Raw genomic sequence first — 19,934 nt, forward strand, 5'->3', positions numbered from 1 at the left:
CGGATTCTGCTCCTTGTCTCATAGTGATTATAAATACATGCACTTTAACGAAACTTGAAAATAATGAAATAACTTTTTCTTCATTAAAATTTTTTATTTCATCATAAAAAATGATTTCTTTTTGGATATTTCACATCCTTTCCCATAGTAATCCTATAAGGTATAAACCATTTATAACATTGAGAATATTCATGTATTTCCAATGTGAAATTATTGTAATGGATTGGAGAGCAGTTGAATATAGTTATTAAATCAAATAATGTTGAGAAAGTTTTATTTATTATATCGATAAAATTTTATGATTCATTTTATTACAAATAGATTAAGAAAAGAGCTTTAAATTTTTCTTAAAAAGTTAGTGTAAAAATACAACATATTATTACATACAAAGAAGTTACTTACATATCATCTTCAAAATAGAGAAAAGACACCTTGAAGGGTGTCTTTTCTCTATTTTGATTCCATATACTTTTGGCGCCTTCGTTATTTTTAAGCGGTTTATAGGAATTAATACAATTCGAACATCTAGCTCGTTATATGTTCGAGTATGTAATAAAAATTATATAAATTACGAATGGATTTCAGATAATTTTATCGATAAACGCAAAGATATATTCTACTCCTACGGTTACAATAGCAATAACCTATTGCTTATTTTTTATTAAATTGTAATATAATTACAGTATGTGAAATTATATTACATTAACTTTAAAAGCGAAGTGAGAATAATCTTCACTTCGCTTTTAAAGTTTGCAATCCTTATTAAATTTGCTCAATTCAGTATTTATTTCCACACTCTTCGCTTTTATTTAATCGGTTTTTCTGATTTTAAAACAATGGAACTTAGTGCAGGAACTTTAATTTTATTGTCATGTACAACATAAAGTGGTTTACTTCCCGCCTGCTTCCCGTCTACTAGTACTTTCCAAGGACCTTTAAATGGAAGTGTTATTTCAACAGCTTCTCTATTTGCATTGTGAGCCACTGTAAAGTATTCATGTTTATTCCCCTCTATTGTATAAGTTACAGTATTTTTCGGAGCATCAATAAATGATACGTGTGTTTTTATTTGATCTGCAGATGTCATTCGAAAAGCTGAGTACTTTTTGCGTAATTCTATTAAACCCTTCATATAATCTACTTCATTATTAAACGTTGCACGGCGCAACCAATCCATCTGGTTAATTGAATCTGGAGATTTGTAACTATTATGATCACCGTATTTCGTCCGCATAAACTCTTGCCCTGCATGTAAGAATGGAATTCCTTGTGATGTTAATAAAATCGAAGAAGACAATTTGTGCATTTGTTTTCGCACTTCATCGCTATCATCTGAATTAGTTAACTCAAGTTTATCCCATAATGTATGATTGTCATGTGCTTCCACATAAGTTAATACCTGTTCCGAATCTTGATAGGTAGATGAATTTTTATCGTAGTCAATACCTGCCGTAATCCCTTTTTTAATACGATCTTCCATGTTTTCCTTCCCATTTATAAAACCATTTTCCTTCTCCTCAAATACACTACCCTTCAATCCATCACGTATATTATCATTAAAATGAGCAATCCCTTTCATTTTCCCTGCATTTTTTTGATTTGCTTTCAGCTCAGCTGCAAGAGGTGTATTTAAATCCCATCCTTCTCCATGTAGTATAATAGAAGGGTCAATTTGATTAACAGCTTTACGTATTTCATTCATCGTTTCATAATCATGAATACCCATTAAATCAAAACGGAATCCATCTAAATTGTATTCTTTTGCCCAATATGTGACGGAATCTATCATAAATTTCCTCATCATTTTTCTTTCTGAAGCAGTATCATTTCCTACTCCAGTTCCATTTGCAAATGTTCCATCTTCATTGTAACGATAATAATAACCTGGAACTAACTTATGAAAATTAGATTCAGCAGCGTTATACATATGGTTATATACGACATCCATCACTACTCGAAGATTATTATCATGTAGTGTTTGAACCATTTGCTTTAATTCAGTTATTCGAACAATTGGCTCATAAGGATTTGTAGAATAGGAGCCTTCTGGAACGTTGAAATTTTTAGGATCATATCCCCAGTTATATTGCGGTTCATTTAAAGTCTCTTCATTTACAGAAGCATAATCAAATATCGGTAAAAACTGAACGTGAGTAACACCAAGATCCTTTATATGATCAAGTCCTGTTTTTACACCTTCTGGCCCTTTTGTTCCTTTTTCTGTTACACCTAAATACTTCCCTTTCTGTTTAATACCACTTTCAGGTTGAATGGAAAGATCGCGTACATGTAACTCATAAATAATAGCATCTTCCGGATTTTTAAATTTTGGCTTTTTGTTTGCTTTCCATTTTTTCGGATTTGTTTCTTCTAAATCAACAACTGCACCTTTATCTCCATTTACAGAAGCAGCACGTGCATATGGATCAACTGCTTCAGTCCACTTATCACCAATTTTGACTTTATACGTATAAAAGAGCCCTTTTTGATTCCCCTTTAGTTCTGCAGTCCAAGTTCCTTTTTCACCTTTTTGCATGTTTATTTCAGTACCTATTTTATCACTCCATTTTTTATATGTAACCAACTTCGCTTCACTTGCAGTAGGAGCCCATACACGGAACTTTGTATATTGCGGAGTATATATATTTCCCAAATCATTACCACCATAATAAAATAAATTGTCGAATTCCTCGCTACGAATGACTTTACCGATTTCAGTATTCGTATCATCTAAGTTTTCAATTTTAACTTTGTATGTTTGTTTTAAATCAATTTTCTGTTCCATAATTATTTTAACCTTATTAGTAACATCTCCACTGTTTATATCATAAGGAGTAATATTCTTAATTTTAATGCCTTCAATTTCAATTTTCTTTTCCTTAATATTAAACGGGACATTAGTCGTTACAGTAATTTCATGGAAACTATCAATAGTTGCTTTTTGAATTGAGAGATCCGATGAAGGCTTAGAGTTATATACTTTTTCATCACCCGAAAGAATCCATACTTCAGCACGACCGTCCTTTATATTTTCAATCCAACGATCTCCACCATCTTTTTCCCATTCATTTGTTCGAACTATAAATCCTACACGATTATAGTCACCTTCTATTTTTATCTTAGCGTATTTTCCAAATTCATCTTCACCAGTAAATTCATAAGATGTACCATTCGCATTTTCTCCCCATAACCAAAGATTCCAGTCTTTTGTATTTCCAAGCTTTTCTTTGTAATGAATGATAATTTCAGTTGTTTTTGAATTTGAAATTGCCTTCACACTCTGAAAGGAGAAAACAGATGATAACATAACGATTAAAGTAAGTAATAAAACTGTTTTGTTAATTAATCTTTTTATAATTTGCACCACATACACCCTTTCTTCAAATATTACTCTCGATTTAATATGTTTACACTACATAACACTGCTTAAATTAATCTAGAAATCTCTTTTACTTCACCTCCATATTGGCTATTTTCACGTATGTATTTCAATGACCTTTTAATACGAAAGCGTTTGCATTAATGGTTAAAAAAATAGATTTGTTTATACCTTCATATATTTGTAAATACTAAAAGATCAGGGAAATCATTTTAAAGCAATCGTTTGTTATCGCTTTCATTTTATAGACTTTCTATCAAGAGGTCAATATATTATTAATTTTCTGTTTTTATACACTTTAAACCTTATTTATATGTCGCTACTTCTTAAAGGTAAAGCGCCTCATTATTGCTTAGTCAGTTTATTTTCAACAATACATTGCTACGTAAAAAACAGCTAATATCCTTAAAATGATATTAGCTGTTTTTCATAATGTTTTAATATACGAATGAGAACTATATTTCTAAATTACTTAATTTTTGCTGCATCAAATGCTTTTTGAACTGCTTGAACTTCAGCTGTATTTGCACCATATTTATTAGTTGCCACTCGAATACATGCTGATCTCAATTCTTTGAAATTAGAAGTCATGTTTAACTCATCTGTATTTGCATAATAGAAAATATCAAACATTTTATCTTCACCAATTCCTTTAACAGTTACTCCGTTATGAGTTCCGCCTTTTGCAATGAGATACGCAACTTTATTAATAATACTTGAATTAAAATGAACACCGCCTTGATCCCATCCATTAAAATCGTTAAATTCACTGTAATCATCTGGATAAGGTACTCCTAGTGAAGATGGAACAGAAGCTGGGTTTTCCATATCACGGAAAATAGATCCCGTTTGTTCTCCCATTGTCCAGTTAAAGTTTCCATTATTTACGTATTTCTCAATAGATGTTCCCATAATATCAGATAGCGCCTCATTAATCGCACCAGATTCCCCGAAATATTCAAGATTAGATTCGCTAGAAGTAACAGCATGTGTAAATTCATGTCCAGCTACGTCATATGCTTTAACAATAGGATCGCCATATACAAGCATACTTCCATTATTAGCACTTAATGCATTCTGCCAATTTTTCGGATCATTCGTCTCTTCAGAATCCCAAGCGTGTACAACTGAAACTACTTTTTGTCCTTTATTATCAAAGCTATTACGCTTGTATTTATCTTTATAAAAATCAAATACTTTTGTTGCTAAGTAATGAGCACTTACTGCTTTTGGATCGTTAAATGTTGCCGAAGTACTAGTCGCTAATGTACCAGGATAATAGCTTTCTTCTTTAGTAATATCTCTGTAATTCACATCATATGTTTCAATGCCTTGCCCTCTTGTATAATCAGCAAGAGCATATTTGCCATTACTTTGTTTAGAGATACCAAATGAACGAGAAATACCTAAATCATCTTTTCCTGTTCCAGTTAATGATGTAAGACTGCTTTGTTTACTTTTCTTTAAAGCGCCAACTAGTTTGTCACTGGCTTTTAAGTTAGATTCTTGTACCATATTTTTTAACATATCACCATTTTGTGCATTTACTAAATAAGTACCAGAAATATAGTTTGGTGTTGCAGCTTCAAACGTAACTTGGTATGCATTTTTAGCTTGTCCATTATTTTCATCAACAAAAATAACCTCTTTAACTTCTGGCTCAGAAATAAACTTGATATCGTTCCCGTACTTCGTATAAATAAATTGTTTTGCTTCATCTTTTGATAGATTAATAGGTTTTTTCAATTCTTCTTGTTTTAGATTTTGCGCGCTATCACCTGAAACACTTTTAATAACACCCTTATTATCTACGTGCGCAGTTAATTGATGGCCATATACTTCTTTTCCTTCGTATGTTTGCTGCATACGCACAAGTGTAGTTCCATCATACGAACCACGTTTTTGAAGGACTTTATAATCTACTCCAGTTTCTCCATTGACTTGTTTTTGGGACAGAGCTTGTTCTGTTTTCTCCTTAAGTGCATCCTTTACTACATTTTCTGGTGCCTTTTGTGACGGCTGTGTAAGTTCACCCGAACGGAACGATTCCTCCTGAATTTGAACTTGTAGTTGATCTGTTTCCTCTGCATGACCTACCCCATATGGTGCCACAGCTGTTAAAGCCAATCCTGTTGTTAATGCTACCTTAGTTAATGTCTTTTTGTTTTTCATTATTTCACCTCGTATAATTTTTGAAATAGAAAGCTTGTACAAAGTATACTGTCTATTTCTGTCGGAAAAAAGAGAAAATACACAATTTATGTAACATTATGCAAAATTACATAAATTGTGGTCAATATTATAAATAATGAATGGAACACATATGAACATTAATTTGAATAAAAGAGAGTCCTTATAGGCGCTCATCCAATTGGTTAGTTATTAATTATCTATATTCATTCTAATAAAAGTATACTTAAATCTAAATAACAACATAAAAACCCACTCTTTACTACTGTAAGAGTGGGTTTCATGCTATTAAAATAACAATTACTATAAGAAACCTTTTAATTTATATTTTTTTAGTAATCCTACTAAGTTTTTTGTAAAATTCACCTTTTGTCTTTGCATGAATAAACTCATTTGGACTAATATTTACTTTTTGTGAGAGTGCTACAATCTCTTCTTTTGAAATTGAGTCTCTCGTATTTATAGATGCTATATTTGTGTATTTTCCGTCTTCTGTTTTTGGAATTTCTAAAATCCCTTTATTCACGAGATCAACTACAGCCTTATGCTCTGAAGAATGTAAATCTACACCAGTAATTTTCCAATTACGCATAACTTCTGGCGTGTATACACCATTCTTTACCTCTTTTAAATATGTAATAGCAAGGTTACGAATGGTTCCACCTGTTTCTCCAAATGCATTCTCTTGTTTAGATGACCAAATTTGTTCAAACTTACGCCCCTCTAAAGCTCCTCCTTTTGCCTGAAGAGCCTCCATTCTATATGCATTCATTCCCAGCGTCATAACATCGCTCATTTTGATTGGTTTGTTTGTACGAATAGAGCGTAAATTTGTAATTCTGCTTCCGTATGGTTTTGTTAAGTCAATTTCGTATTTTACTCCTCCAAAGAAATCGTTCGTACTGTATTTAGATGCACGGCGGGTTTTATCAAAACTAACGGTTACATCTCCGACACGAGATGAGTTAAAATATCCTGCTGCCCATTCCATATAGTCTTTTAAATCTTTTCCAGAAATCTTATATACTGTAATTTCTCCCAAGGCATATTGGTAATTGTACGCAATATCCTTTTTCTTAATAGGACCTGTATCTAAACGGGTATAATCATTATCAATTTGATGGGCTACTACACCTGCTTTACTGTAGTAGAGCATGACTTCATGAAAGAAATCTGATAAAGGTGTTTCTTGAATCTGAACACTTGGAATACCCTTTATTTCATTTTCAGGAACAAGATTTCTACCCTTTAATTGAGCGACTACAACATTTGCATCTCCTCTCGCATATTCGTGAAAAGGTGTTAATGTTTCTTCAAGTGTAGGATCAGATAATATCGTTGTTCCATCAGCATTTTTTACAGGTATAGCGGTAGCGGTTTTATCTTTTAAAACCAATTTCCCATCTTGCTTTGTAAAAGTAAGGTCAATACGTGAAATATGTGTTCCATATTTATCTGGTTCCGTAATAATTACGCCATTTACAACTTCTTTTTTTACAAGTTTATGCATATGAGCTGCAAAAATAGCGCTTAATTCCGGACAAGCATTTGCAATATCTTGAACACCAGTACCAGGGATACCATTCTCATTTTCTAATCCCATATGCATAACTCCTACCATTACATCTACTTTACCTTCTAATTCCTTAATTGCCTTTTTCGTCTCTTCTACCGGATTTTTCACCACTAAACCATCTAAGTGATCTGTCCCTTTTTCAAAATCACTAATCATTGGTGTATTCATACCAATAATCCCAACTTTAATTCCACCTTTTTCTACAATTGTATATGCAGGAAGAAAGCGCTCTCCATTTTCCTTATAAATATTTCCCGCTAACGTTTTTCCCTTATATTGCTCACTAACTTTTTTCAATGTATCTAATCCAAAATTGAATTCATGATTTCCAAATGCCCAGGCGTCATATCCCATTGTATTCATCGCTACCATCATTGGCGATTGTGGTTTATCGTTGAATAATTCTACTGAGTTTCCTTGAATTGTATCCCCAGCATCTACTAATATGGTATTTGGATTTTCTTGACGGACCTTCTTTATAACCGTATAAAGCTGCGTCAAACTTCCACTCATATTTGCTCCATCAAGCGCATAATCCCAAGGCATAAATCTACCATGAATATCTGCAGTACCTAACAATGTAATATTAACTTCAGATTCCTCAGCCTTAGAGATAGGTGGTTTGACTATTACTGCTGTTCCAAGCAGTAATAGAATTACAAAGTAACATACATAGTTCTTCCATTTCATTTTTTGCATAATAATAATATTTCTCCCCTTTTTGTACTTTCATAAAGTTGCTTGAACTTTAAAAATGTAACTTATTATTCAGGAAACTTCAACTACAAAAGATAATTTTGAAGGGGGTTCTGTTGCAAAAATAAAGAGAATAAATTGCATACATCCCCTGACAGAATACCCCTTCCTTAAGCGTGTGAAGAGTACTTTCAAAATAAGGACATATCATTCATCATCATAAAATCATTATTTCAATTTACTAAAATTCGCATATAAAATATGTTATGATGATTATTTTTTGAATTTCATTGTCGAAGTATTTCCTTCTCAATGAAAATACTTCCAAAAAAATAACCCCGCTCTTCATTTAAGACAGGGTTACACTTATACAGAAAATCGGATAGTTTCATATTTTCTTAAGCTTATTGGTTACTTTCAACTAATTTCATTCTATTTTTGTTTTCTTCTGAATCAATATGAATCAACCGTTTTCCCTGTTTATAATACGCATCAATAAATAGGGAATGATTTTTACTTTTCAATTTCACAAAGCAATTTTATCTCTTTTATTTGTGAAATATGACGCTGTTCATGTAAATAAATCAGTTCTATCCACTGATCAAGGGATAATTCTCCAAGAGCTGGATGCATCACTGCTTTTTTTGCTAATATAGACTCATCTTCTATTGTACTCAGGAAACGCATCAATTCTTTTCTCGATTCGTTTAGCATATTGAGCATTTGCTCCACTTCAAATGGTTCTATACTTGGTTCAATCATTTCTGGAGCTATAAACTTTTTCGTTCTATCTAATAAAATAGTGTGAATTTCTTTACGCTCATTTTGGGTACTATCTAACTTTTTTAATCCTGATGAAATAACTGTTATAACTCTCTCATCTAATAAAACTAAATGATGACAAACTTGTGCAATACTCCATTTATCCTTATCTGGTTTCCTATTAAATTGAGCATCACTCAACAAATTAATTTCCTCAACTAATTGATCTCTCGTTTCATAAAACTTGTCATTTACAAATGTATCCATGTGGATTCTCCTTCATTGCAACCTACATACTTAAATTCCTACGCTAGAAATATTATCTTCAAAAAAAGTTTTTCTTTCACTACTATTCCAATTTCATTTTAAAGCTACAAATGAAATTATTTGTTTTTTATATCTTTTTAATTGGCACAAATAAATTAACCTTTAACTTTCCGTCTAGATCTTCAGCAACATTATTTAAGCAAAACTCTAAATTATCTCTATCATAATCTGCATCATACTCACTATTTGGTAGCCACTCTGCATACATGTATTGATACGCTTCACTTAATTTATGAGGTTCATCATAGAACTGGTATAGACCATATGTACCTCCATCTAATCTTTTAAATTGCACATCATGATGCTTTTCTTTATCGAAGTTTTCAGGAATCGTAACACATGCATCATGCCGGCACTTATGACTTGCAACAAGTTCAGGATTATCCAATGATATTCCGATAAATGATTGCTCTGGTGGATACAGTTTATTTTCAATTGACCAATTCAGTAACTTTCCCCAGTGATCTTGCGGTTCAAAGTAGCTACCAGTTCGTCTTATATACGCTACTTCTAATGGTGGTAATTTTTTTATAACAACTTTCATTTATATCTTCTCCCCTATAAATATGTACACTGTTTAATTAGCTTTCTTTAACATTTATTCCTTCTTAAATAAAAAGAATTCTCTAATCATATAAAGTGAAACTTTAATCAGCGGGAGATGAATTTGAATTGAAATATAATTGATTACTATTACTACTAAAGTAGTATGTACTTTCATACTTTTATTTGATTTTACATTCTTTTTAAATCGATATATTAATTGTAAGAAAATAAAAAGGTGGAGGATTTTAATTGATTAAAGGAATATACGAAGCGCATTTACCAGTGAGTAATTTACAACAATCTATCGAATTTTATGAAAAACTAGGGTTGAAGTTAGCCTGGAGCGATGAATCAACAGCATTCTTTTGGATTGAGGATGGGAAAAGTTGGCTAGGATTATGGGCGGGCTCTGAATACGAAACAAAATATCATCCTTCTTTACGTCATATTGCATTTAGAGTTTCCTATGAGGATTTAAAAGAATCATTACATTGGTTACACTCACTTCAAATTAAAGCTGTTCCGTTTGGGAGTAATGAATCTATTGAACCATTTGTCCGTCCACATCAAGGTAATGCATCTGTTTATTTTATTGATCCAGATGGTAATAGCTTAGAACTTATTTGTCATATTTTTGTACCTAACGCACTAAAACATATAAATGATAAATTATCCTTGAAAGATTGGGAGACACTATTAGCTGACACATTTGAATGAATATTAGTTATAAATCATAATGGCTCACCTTTATTTTTATAACATGTATAACAATCTTGAATAATAATGTCCTATCAATTTATCATTAAATAAATGTAAAAAATGACCCTATTTATTCATTTTTAATGCGTATGTATGTACATTTGTTAATTTATTCGATATATTATGGGTATTGAATGATTACGTGAAGTGTATAGGTCGCTTATATAACACCTTATATTTTTATATCCGTGAAAACTACAAAGTGTATGAAAATCCATTTGTCAAATGAATTTAGTGCGGAAGGAGGTTTGTGGTTACTTCATAGGGTATAATAATCAGTTTTTTACTGATAAAAATATAGGAGGCGACATAATGTTTCGTACGATTTCAAATTTCATGAGAGTAGCTGAGATAAGAAGGAAAATCCTTTTTACACTAGCGATGTTAATCGTTTTTCGAATTGGCACGTTTATTCCAGTTCCTCATACTAACGCAGAGGTATTAAAAGTACAAGATCAAGCTAACGTTCTAGGTATGTTAAACGTATTTGGCGGAGGAGCATTGCAACACTTCTCAATCTTTGCTGTAGGTATTACACCATATATTACAGCTTCCATCATAGTACAGTTACTACAAATGGATGTTATACCTAAATTTTCGGAATGGGCAAAGCAAGGAGAAATGGGCCGTAAGAAATCAGCTCAATTCACTCGATACTTTACAATCATTCTCGCATTCATACAGGCCATCGGAATGTCTTATGGCTTTAATAATATAGCAGGTGGACAATTAATAACAGATCAAAGCTGGACTACATACTTATTTATTGCGACAGTTTTAACTGCAGGTACTGCATTTTTACTTTGGTTAGGCGAACAAATTACCGCTAACGGAGTTGGTAATGGTATTTCGATGATTATCTTCGCAGGTCTCGTTGCCGCCATTCCAAATGTTGCAAATCAAATTTATTTACAACAATTCCAAAATGCTGGCGATCAGCTATTTATGCACATAATAAAAATTGTTTTAATTGGACTCGTAATTTTAGCGATAGTTGTTGGTGTTATTTACATTCAACAAGCTGTACGTAAAATACCGATCCAATATGCAAAAGCTGTTTCAGGAAACAATCAATATCAAGGAGCAAAAAACACTCATTTACCGCTTAAAGTAAATAGTGCTGGTGTTATACCAGTTATCTTTGCTTCTGCATTTTTAATGACGCCGCGTACAATTGCGCAGCTCTTCCCTGATTCAAGCGTATCAAAATGGTTAGTTGCAAATCTTGATTTCGCACATCCAATTGGAATGACACTTTATGTCGGTCTTATTGTTGCTTTCACATACTTCTACGCATTTATTCAAGTAAATCCTGAACAAATGGCTGAGAATTTGAAAAAGCAAAATGGATATGTTCCTGGTATTCGTCCTGGTAAAGCAACTGAACAATATGTAACTAAAATTCTATACCGTTTAACATTTATCGGTGCAATTTTCTTAGGTGCTATTTCTATATTACCGCTCGTATTTACGAAAATTGCTACGTTACCACCTTCTGCTCAAATTGGTGGTACAAGCTTACTTATCATTGTCGGTGTAGCACTAGAAACTATGAAGACGTTAGAAAGCCAGCTTGTAAAACGTCATTATAAAGGCTTTATTAAAAAAGTGAATTAATTATAAAAAACACAGTTGGTTATTTTTCCAACTGTGTTTTTTATTTTATCAGTTCTGTAATTAATATACAGGGCTGTTGCTTTATTAAACTACATCTCCTTCTCTAATAACCGCCCTTTTTTGAAATAAGTCCGTAGTGTTGAACGATTGGCCAAAAATACACCAATCAATATAAGACAAGCCCCCATTCCCATTGTAGGATTTAAAGGTTCTCCTAAAATGATATATCCCACAATTATTGCAATCAATGGTGATACATATAACCACGTCGATGGAAATACTGGATTTGTTTTTGATAAGAGCCAGTAATATAATCCGTGGCCACCAATCGATCCGATAAATATGAGATATAAAATAGGCCATTGCACACTCCATGAAGTTAATACGGTTACATTGGGTTGTTCTACAATAATAGATGCGATTAATAGTAAAATCCCTCCATAAAACATTTGAATACCGTTAATAAGAAATGGTGATACATTTGATAAATCTGAAAGTATTTCTTTCGAACGAATAGAGCCTATTCCGTAAAATAACTCCCCTATAACTAAAACAATACAAGCAATACTCCATATGAAACTTACTTGTTGATGCATTCCTGGTAAAGAAACAAATATAACACCTATTAGTGCAATAACTAAAGCAACGAGTTGTTCCTTTTGTAGCTTCTCCCTATTCCTCTTTGCTTGTATTAACAAGATCATCATTGGTCCCGTAGCAGAAAGAACAGCAGCTAATCCTGAAGAAATATACTGTTCTGACCAATATAAACTTGCGAATGTCATGAATGTTAAACAAAATCCAGCATACATAATGCGTTTTGAAAATATATGTGGCATAATTTCTTTTCGCTTGAATTTAAAAATAATCATAAGGATTATGCCTGCTAAAAAGAAGCGAATTCCTGCTGAAAACAACGGTGGCGCCCCTGCTTCAATTCCAATTTTTATCGTTAAAAATGTTGTCCCGAAAATAATACATACTAAAATGTAATTAAAAATGACCATTTTGCTTCCTCCTTTTTACTCTTAAAATGAGTATAGAGGGTATGGTGTATAACAGTGTATCGGTACATATAACAGTTACTTCAAGTTGTAGTTGATTCCCTATATATTTTTCGCTTTAATTAAGTTAAAAAGAAAAATAGGTGAACCTATGAAAATTGTATTGCGTAAAGAAACAAACATACCGTATTACAAGCAAATATATATGCAAATTGTTGACAGAATACAAAGTGGTATGCTTTCACATGGTGAATCTCTTCCTTCTTTACGTTGTATGGCCACAGATTTACAAATCAATGTATTAACAGTTCGCAAAGCGTATAAACAATTAGAAACCAAAGGGTATATACGCATCGAACAAGGAAAAGGTGCTTACATATATAAACGGGTAAAGAAAGATTTCAAACCAATTCCGTATAAATGGCAACAAACGAAAACGATTAATGTTATGCGTTCTCAATATGCAATGAATAAACACCGTAAATATTATGATTTTTCACAAGCAATTCTGTATCCTCGTCTATTACCAAATCCATTTTTGGCAGACGAAATGCATAAATTGCTGGATAAAAATCCAATGTTGTTAGCAACTTACGGGCCAGTTCAAGGCGATTATGAACTGCGAGTTGAAATAGCAAATTACTTACATGAACACCAGAAATTAGTGACAGACCCATCTCAATTATTAATTACAAGCGGAGCACAACAAGGAATTGATTTAATTGCTCAAACATTATTAAAACCTGGAGATATTGTATTAGTAGAAAGTCCGTGTTACAGTGCTGCGCTTGATGTTTTCATCAATAAAAGTGTTCAAATCATTCCCGTTTCTCTTGATAATCATGGAGTTCGCGCCGACTTAATTGATGATATTTGTCAAAGTAAAAATCCCGTTTTATTGTATACGAATCCAACCTTCCAAAACCCGACAGGTACAGTAATGAGTAAAGAACGAAGAGTGGAACTTATTGAACTAGCGGAGTTATATCAATTTTTTATCATTGAAGATGATTCTTTCGGGGAAATATATTTTGAGGATGCTATAGTCCCGCCTCCAATCAAAAGTTTTGATAAAGATGGCCACGTAATATATATAAAAGGATTTAGTAAAACGTTAGCACCAGGACTGCGTATCGCAGCACTTATTGCCGATGGTCCTATTTTTGAATGGCTATATGCAGTGAAAGGTTCAATGGATATCGGTAGTCCCTTATTAACACAAAAGGCACTTCTGCCGTTTTTACGTGCGGAACGTATGAAAAACCATTTAGAAAAATTACGTACAGCTTTACAAATGAGACGTGATTTAACAATTAATATATTATCGCCATTAAAAGAACTAAACTTTGAAATACCAAATGGAGGTTTTAATTTATGGGTGACACTGCCTGATTCGATAGATCCCTTTACCTTATTACAAAAAGCAAATGAAGTAGATGTCTCTTTTTTACCAAGAACAGCTTGTCTATTAAATTACGAAACAAATGATAACCAATTAAGAATTAGCTATTCAATGTTAAACGAGAAAGATATGGAAATTGGATTAGAGAAATTACATGATACAATACGAAAAAGTATTTGTTAGAAGCAATCTCACATTAGCCAACAATAAATAATACCCGAAAATGAAAATGTATAGTATGGGATATTATTTATTGTTGAGCTTTTTCGTTATTCTTAACAATCGGTTTTAAAACTTGTCTTTCTTTTAATTCTTCAACACTGCCATATTGATCAATAACAATTGCTTTCATTTCCTTTCCTCTCCTCCTTGCTGTTTATTTTAATAACATACAATTATTTCTCAAAATTTTTTGTCTTGAATTAACATATAATTATTTTTGGGGGTAATTATGTAAGAAGCATTATAAAGTGAAACTTTAATCAACCCTCGTCAATCGGTCTTTTTCAGGAAGTTGGTCCCCTCCCAACTTCTTTACTTTCCCTGAATTTTGAGATGAGACTCTTACCGCCCGGCAAATGGCAAATAGCGGGATGAATTACAATACGAATCTTACACACATCTTAGAATCATCCAAAACTGTTTTATTAATTAAATTCAAAAGAAATGGGGCTAACTATATGAGTGAAAAGATATTTAAAATAAATGGAATTGATATATGTACAGAAAGCTTTGGAAACCCTAAGAACCCTGCTATTTTATTAATTATGGGCGCTACATGTTCCATGGTTTATTGGGACGAAGAGTTTTGTGAGCTGTTGGCTAGTACGGGGAAGTTTGTTATTCGCTTTGATAACCGTGATGTTGGACGCTCTGTTGCCTATGAACCTAGAACTTCCAATTATACAGTAACAGATATGGCTGAAGATGCAATTGGAGTACTAGATGCTTATCATATTGATAAAGCTCACCTATTTGGTATGTCATTAGGTGGTATGATTGCTCAAATTGCCGCTGTAAAACATCCCGAAAGAATTTTGACGCTAACTTTACTAGCGACTAGTGTAATAGGATCTGATGACAATACTCGCGATTTACCTCCAATGGATGAAAGAATTTTAACACATCATGTAAATGGCACAAGTATAGATTGGGCAAATAAAAATGATGTGGCAGAGTATTTAGTTTCAGGATCTCGTCTATTATGTGGATCAGAACGAATATTTGATGAAAATAGAGTTTATAAACAAGTAAAACAAGAAATAGAACGCGCAAACAATTTATTAAGTATGTTTAATCACGCTTTACTTCAAGGTGATGATGCATATGAAGGTGTACTTCAATCCATACAAGCACCTACATTAGTTATTCACGGAACAGACGATACAGCACTCCCATTTGAACATGGCCTCGCACTAATTGGTGAAATTCCAAACTCAGTACTATTAACTCTTAAAGGAGCAGGCCATGAAAACCATCCAGATGACTGGGAAAGCATAATTAATGCTGTTTCTAAACATACATCTAAAATTTAGATAAATAACTAATGGAAGGGGCACAAATTGTATTGTGCCTCCTTCTAGTTACAAACAAAAACCCATCACTGTATTCGTATGTATAGTGATGGGGACTTTTTATACTTTTCTATGTTTAAAAAAATGGACAATCTAATTGATCAACAGATTCCCATAATTTTTTTTTTGCATTTTCGGTGGATGTATTTGTGTCTAGTGTCATGTTTTTAAAAGGGTTTACTTCGACTTTTAATAAGGATGAAGGCTCCACATATAATGAGAAAACATGGCTGTTTGGTAAAGCTTTTGAAACGTCAATATCTCCTACTTGTTTAAATAGTTGCTGTGCAGCAAAAAAGAAGAAAGTAGTTGGATTTGATTGTTTATTCAGCCACGCAAGCATTTCAGGTGATACCGATTTATGAATATTGATTTTTACTCGATCACCACGTTTATATCGCCTAGATCGCATACTTCCACCAACTAACTTATCGTTAAGTTTGTAAATCCTAACTCTTTTTGCTTATGCTCTCTATATTTTGGTGAACAAGTATATACTAATAATCCTCGTGCATTTGTAAATAACGGATTATCTACAAAGATTACATTTTTGAGTCGTCCTTTTTGCTTTAAAATCATTTTTAAACTGTTTTTAATAATTACTGCACCCCCGCCATAAATAAACACGTATGGATCGTCTTTCATATCATCAATTTTGTTTATAATATCCGTTGCAACGCGCGCTGCTAAACCTAATAATGCTGGTTGTGATTCCTCAACTAATAATGCATTTCTAGGGTGTTTATCATTTAAATAAATTTGATTGAACTCTGTAATACTATCAATTGTCTTTGTTGGATACTTCCGGTTCCATCTCGTAATAATTTGTAGTAACGTTTCTTTCACACCATACGATAAACCCTTACTTAGTTGTGGTCTAAAGTTTACGCCTAGTGATACTACTTCTTCTGTCGTCCCTGCGCCAATATCAAAAGATAATAGTGTTTTATCAACAAAATCAATTTCTGACACTTTATTTTGTTCACATTCTATTTTATGTTTCACAACATTTCCTTCTTCATCGTATACAATGCCCCACGTCCCAGAAGCACCCTCAGGCAGGCATTTACAATACTCAATTGAAACATTAATTGTCACATCACGTCCGTTCGGATAATGGAAAATAACCTTATGATTTCCCATATAACGTTTTGCATTTTCAGCAGCTATTTCTTGTGTAATAAGCTGCATAGGAAGAGCGACAGATAAATCATAACGAATATTAATATGACTAGAAGTTGGACTTTGACGCATAGCGCTTACAGCTAAACCTGATAGAATTGTAATAACCATTAACTCATCAGTCGACTTATTCGATTTCTTCTCAACCTCAGTACCTTTTAATTGATCTTGGATGACTTTTTCTCCAACGATGTATCGTACATTATTTAACATTAACGATGGCGAACTTATAGTCACATCAATGTGGTTTTCTAATTCAGATAATGAGACATCTACCTCATCTAAGAGTCCTGTAGGCTCACCTATATATAAAGAATAAATACTCGGAATAAAAATAGGGTCTTGCCCTTTCACCATTAACTTCAAACCGTTGTTTCCTGCATCTGCACCAGCCTTTAAAAGTATAGACATAACTACCCCCTAAATTAATCTGACATCCCTTCCAAATATATGCGAGCCCATTCTTTTACATTCAAATGTATTGTAATTTTTTACTCATTACAAAAACAAGATATTACATAATTACGCATTGCGTGTAAAAAACATTTGACACAAAACTTCCCAAATTTTATACTATAGTTGTAAATAGTTTTTTACAATAGTGGAGGTGTTGTTCTAATATGAATCGTAATAAATTCATTTTAATAACAATCGTTTTATCATTAGTCGCAGTCCTTATACATGGTACCTATAAATACATCAATGAAGGTGTAATTTTAGGTGGAACCATTTTCTCAAGCGCTTTAATACTTAGCTACCTCCTTAATCATATTACATGGGGAGATCCCCGCGGTGTGTCAGAAGAAAGTCAAGATGAGATGGGACAACAAATTACATATAAAAGCTTTAAAATCGCATATTTTGTGCTTGTAGTTGTAATGTTCCTTTTATTAATCTTCTCCGAAGGATTTTCTATGGGAGCTAATTTAGATGGAGTAAAAAACCTCCCTCTGTTCATCGCAATTTGCTCTTCATTCTTTATTTATCCTATTGTCGAACTCATAGTTGCAAAACAATATAAGTAAAAAGATGAGGTTTTCTACATGTAGAAAACCTCATCTTTTTATATTTACATACTCTCTACAATTGCTTTTAATTTATTCACAGTCCGCCAATTCCTAACTGTAGCTGGTGTATGTAACTTCTGAAACTGGTTCATTAATTTAGAATTTCGAATGCTATTTTTGAAAAATAAATAAACGACCTTCTCATCTATATAGCAATCTTCAAGTTCACTTTTAAATGTAAGCAATTGACTACTCTCTTCTTCAGAAAGTACATTAGCTAAAAAAGCAATATGAACACTTTCTCCTTCTAACAATGAATGAACTTCATATGGACATTGTTTAATAATATTTATAAATTCATCATGTGTTCTTAGCATGACTGGAACATCGAAATCAAATTCTTTTTTTATTTCAGATTGTATTCGGTCCTTTAGAAAGTTTATACCTTCCTCAGATTCGAACACAATATTACCACTTTGTATATATGTTTTCACTTGTTTTAACCCTATTGATTCAAACACTCGTTTTAAATCAGCCATTTTGATTACTTTATGGCCACCGACATTGATTCCTCTTAGTAATGCAATATAAAGTGTCATATTATCCCCCCCACAGTAAAATGAACTTATCAATTGAATCGGTTTTCCCACTCATATTTCTCGGATATTTATTTTAATTCTTCTAACATATCATGAATAGATAATACCTCAAATAAAATAATAGATTCACTTGAAAAATGGTGATGATAATGATTTGGTTTATAATCTTTTAAATCATTTTTATAACTCCAAGTTGGGATGTTAAAAAAATCACAAACTAACACTGTAAGAAAAACTGCAATCCCAGTTTTAATCACTCTTCCCCCAACAATATACCATTTTCTATCTTGATTCATTTTTTATATCCTTCATTTCTGTTTCATTTTATATACATATATTATATATTGTTAAAATAAAAAAACCTACTACATGAATATTCAAGAGTAAGTTTTTTATCTCGTTATTCCATTATAGGTAAATGCATTATTATTTGTTGGCCAATTGGCCCCATTCTCCTAAAACCTTTATCTTGGAAGCCGACTTTTGCATATAAATTTTGTGCAGGAATATTTCTTTCATTCACAGCAAGTACAACTTCATTTTTTATTGGAAAATAACGTTTTACAAACTCTTCTAATAATAACAATGAATTTTTAGCGTATCCTTTTCTTTGTCTATTGTGATTAATAGAAAATGATGTTAAAAGTAAAGCATCCTCATTATCAGTGAACTTCTTTACTCTATCTCCTGTTTGCAATGCGAAAAGACCAACAGGTAACCCGTTGTAATCTAAAATAACAATCACGTTTTTTGTACGATCACTTTTTGCTTTCTCCAGTAATGCGCTTGGATCTGATGTAAACTGGACTTGTTCACTTGGTAAAGTAAATGTTTGTATAACTTCTTTATATTTCTCCTTATACGGAACTAATTGAATTTCCCCTGTGTGTATGTTCATGCTAAACTCTCCCATTTTTTAGCTTATTAACTTATACCTTGCTGTGCTTTTGAATGCACTCTTCCATCTAAAAAGGTAATTTCAACAAATGAATTTGGATCGTTTCCTTTCCAAGCAAAAATTTGTTTAATTTGTGTAGAATGTTCTACCCCTTCTTCTATAAGTAAATCCCCTTCAAAACCAATTAAATCTTTCACTTCTGTATAAGTCATTCCTTCATTTATGTTCGAGAAATGATTTATATTAATAGAATCTTTCTGTTGCCTTTCCATCACAGTAGAAGAAGTTGCTGTTTGATTTTTCACTTCTTTTCTCTGTTCACACGCTGTCATACTGAAACCTAAGCATAAACTAAACAATATACATGCGCTTTTTTTCATCATAACAGTTGTCCCTCCCATCATAATTAAACCATA

The 19,934-nt window shown here is 32.5% G+C and carries 17 protein-coding genes; 5 read left to right on the top strand and 12 right to left on the bottom strand.

All coding sequences use genetic code 11. The annotated features are described in order from the left end of the window. Window positions 1–805: 805 nt before the first annotated feature. From pulA to MR143_RS10490, 5 genes are all read right to left on the bottom strand, one after another. On the bottom strand, window positions 806–3,364 hold the full coding sequence (gene pulA, locus MR143_RS10470; RefSeq protein ID WP_199717753.1) for a type I pullulanase: 2,559 nt from the start codon (window positions 3,362–3,364) through the stop codon (window positions 806–808). A gap of 483 nt (window positions 3,365–3,847) precedes the next feature. Further along, window positions 3,848–5,551, bottom strand: a complete 1,704-nt coding sequence (locus tag MR143_RS10475; RefSeq protein ID WP_000791456.1) for a M4 family metallopeptidase — start codon at window positions 5,549–5,551, stop codon at window positions 3,848–3,850. Between the two features lie 340 nt (window positions 5,552–5,891). Next, on the bottom strand, window positions 5,892–7,844 hold the full coding sequence (locus MR143_RS10480; protein WP_242280732.1) for a bifunctional metallophosphatase/5'-nucleotidase: 1,953 nt from the start codon (window positions 7,842–7,844) through the stop codon (window positions 5,892–5,894). A gap of 510 nt (window positions 7,845–8,354) precedes the next feature. After that, the gene (locus tag MR143_RS10485; protein WP_000379370.1) at window positions 8,355–8,870 is read right to left on the bottom strand and encodes a DinB family protein; all 516 of its coding nucleotides are present in this window, start codon (window positions 8,868–8,870) and stop codon (window positions 8,355–8,357) included. A 127-nt stretch (window positions 8,871–8,997) separates the two neighbouring features. Next, window positions 8,998–9,474, bottom strand: coding sequence for an AraC family transcriptional regulator (locus tag MR143_RS10490; protein ID WP_000869610.1), 477 nt, complete (start codon window positions 9,472–9,474; stop codon window positions 8,998–9,000). Between the two features lie 251 nt (window positions 9,475–9,725). Between MR143_RS10490 and MR143_RS10495 the strand changes: the two genes are divergently transcribed. Then, complete coding sequence (locus tag MR143_RS10495; protein WP_097987264.1) at window positions 9,726–10,193, top strand: VOC family protein; 468 nt, start codon at window positions 9,726–9,728, stop codon at window positions 10,191–10,193. Window positions 10,194–10,547: 354 nt separating this feature from the next. Next, complete coding sequence (secY, locus tag MR143_RS10500; protein WP_000490135.1) at window positions 10,548–11,852, top strand: preprotein translocase subunit SecY; 1,305 nt, start codon at window positions 10,548–10,550, stop codon at window positions 11,850–11,852. A gap of 89 nt (window positions 11,853–11,941) precedes the next feature. Here secY and MR143_RS10505 read toward each other — a convergent pair whose 3' ends face one another. After that, window positions 11,942–12,859, bottom strand: coding sequence for a DMT family transporter (locus tag MR143_RS10505; protein WP_000234327.1), 918 nt, complete (start codon window positions 12,857–12,859; stop codon window positions 11,942–11,944). A gap of 148 nt (window positions 12,860–13,007) precedes the next feature. Here MR143_RS10505 and pdxR point away from each other — a divergent pair, with 148 nt between their 5' ends. Then, window positions 13,008–14,441 (top strand): MocR-like pyridoxine biosynthesis transcription factor PdxR, encoded by a 1,434-nt coding sequence (pdxR, locus tag MR143_RS10510; protein ID WP_242280733.1) that lies wholly within the window; start codon window positions 13,008–13,010, stop codon window positions 14,439–14,441. A gap of 497 nt (window positions 14,442–14,938) precedes the next feature. After that, window positions 14,939–15,793 carry a BCA family alpha/beta fold macrolide esterase gene (gene mle / locus MR143_RS10515; protein ID WP_001290771.1) on the top strand — a complete coding sequence of 285 codons (855 nt, stop codon included), beginning with the start codon at window positions 14,939–14,941 and terminating at the stop codon, window positions 15,791–15,793. Window positions 15,794–15,908: 115 nt separating this feature from the next. On the opposite strand, the gene MR143_RS10520 is transcribed toward mle, so the two are convergent. Both MR143_RS10520 and MR143_RS10525 read right to left on the bottom strand, forming a co-directional pair. After that, window positions 15,909–16,244: a hypothetical protein gene (locus MR143_RS10520; RefSeq protein ID WP_001257767.1), complete on the bottom strand. Its 336-nt coding sequence runs from the start codon at window positions 16,242–16,244 to the stop codon at window positions 15,909–15,911. A gap of 11 nt (window positions 16,245–16,255) precedes the next feature. Continuing rightward, window positions 16,256–17,425 carry a ParM/StbA family protein gene (locus MR143_RS10525; protein ID WP_000025621.1) on the bottom strand — a complete coding sequence of 390 codons (1,170 nt, stop codon included), beginning with the start codon at window positions 17,423–17,425 and terminating at the stop codon, window positions 16,256–16,258. Window positions 17,426–17,634: 209 nt separating this feature from the next. Here MR143_RS10525 and MR143_RS10530 point away from each other — a divergent pair, with 209 nt between their 5' ends. Then, window positions 17,635–18,039, top strand: a complete 405-nt coding sequence (locus tag MR143_RS10530) for a hypothetical protein (protein ID WP_001081360.1) — start codon at window positions 17,635–17,637, stop codon at window positions 18,037–18,039. A 44-nt stretch (window positions 18,040–18,083) separates the two neighbouring features. Here the strand turns inward: MR143_RS10530 and MR143_RS10535 are convergent, their stop codons facing one another. The 4 genes from MR143_RS10535 to MR143_RS10550 all read right to left on the bottom strand — a co-directional run bounded on the left by MR143_RS10535 (window position 18,084) and on the right by MR143_RS10550 (window position 19,901). Further along, window positions 18,084–18,620: a DUF1697 domain-containing protein gene (locus MR143_RS10535; RefSeq protein ID WP_000177389.1), complete on the bottom strand. Its 537-nt coding sequence runs from the start codon at window positions 18,618–18,620 to the stop codon at window positions 18,084–18,086. Window positions 18,621–18,688: 68 nt separating this feature from the next. Beyond that, window positions 18,689–18,916 carry an aromatic acid exporter family protein gene (locus MR143_RS33155; protein WP_308218764.1) on the bottom strand — a complete coding sequence of 76 codons (228 nt, stop codon included), beginning with the start codon at window positions 18,914–18,916 and terminating at the stop codon, window positions 18,689–18,691. Window positions 18,917–19,020: 104 nt separating this feature from the next. Continuing rightward, window positions 19,021–19,533, bottom strand: a complete 513-nt coding sequence (locus tag MR143_RS10545) for a GNAT family N-acetyltransferase (RefSeq protein WP_003301495.1) — start codon at window positions 19,531–19,533, stop codon at window positions 19,021–19,023. Between the two features lie 11 nt (window positions 19,534–19,544). After that, window positions 19,545–19,901, bottom strand: a complete 357-nt coding sequence (locus tag MR143_RS10550; protein ID WP_000976443.1) for a hypothetical protein — start codon at window positions 19,899–19,901, stop codon at window positions 19,545–19,547. Between the last annotated feature and the right edge of the window lie 33 nt (window positions 19,902–19,934).

Origin of the sequence: Bacillus cereus group sp. BfR-BA-01347, from assembly GCF_022663835.1 — a bacterium.
Taxonomy (GTDB): domain Bacteria; phylum Bacillota; class Bacilli; order Bacillales; family Bacillaceae_G; genus Bacillus_A; species Bacillus_A thuringiensis_K.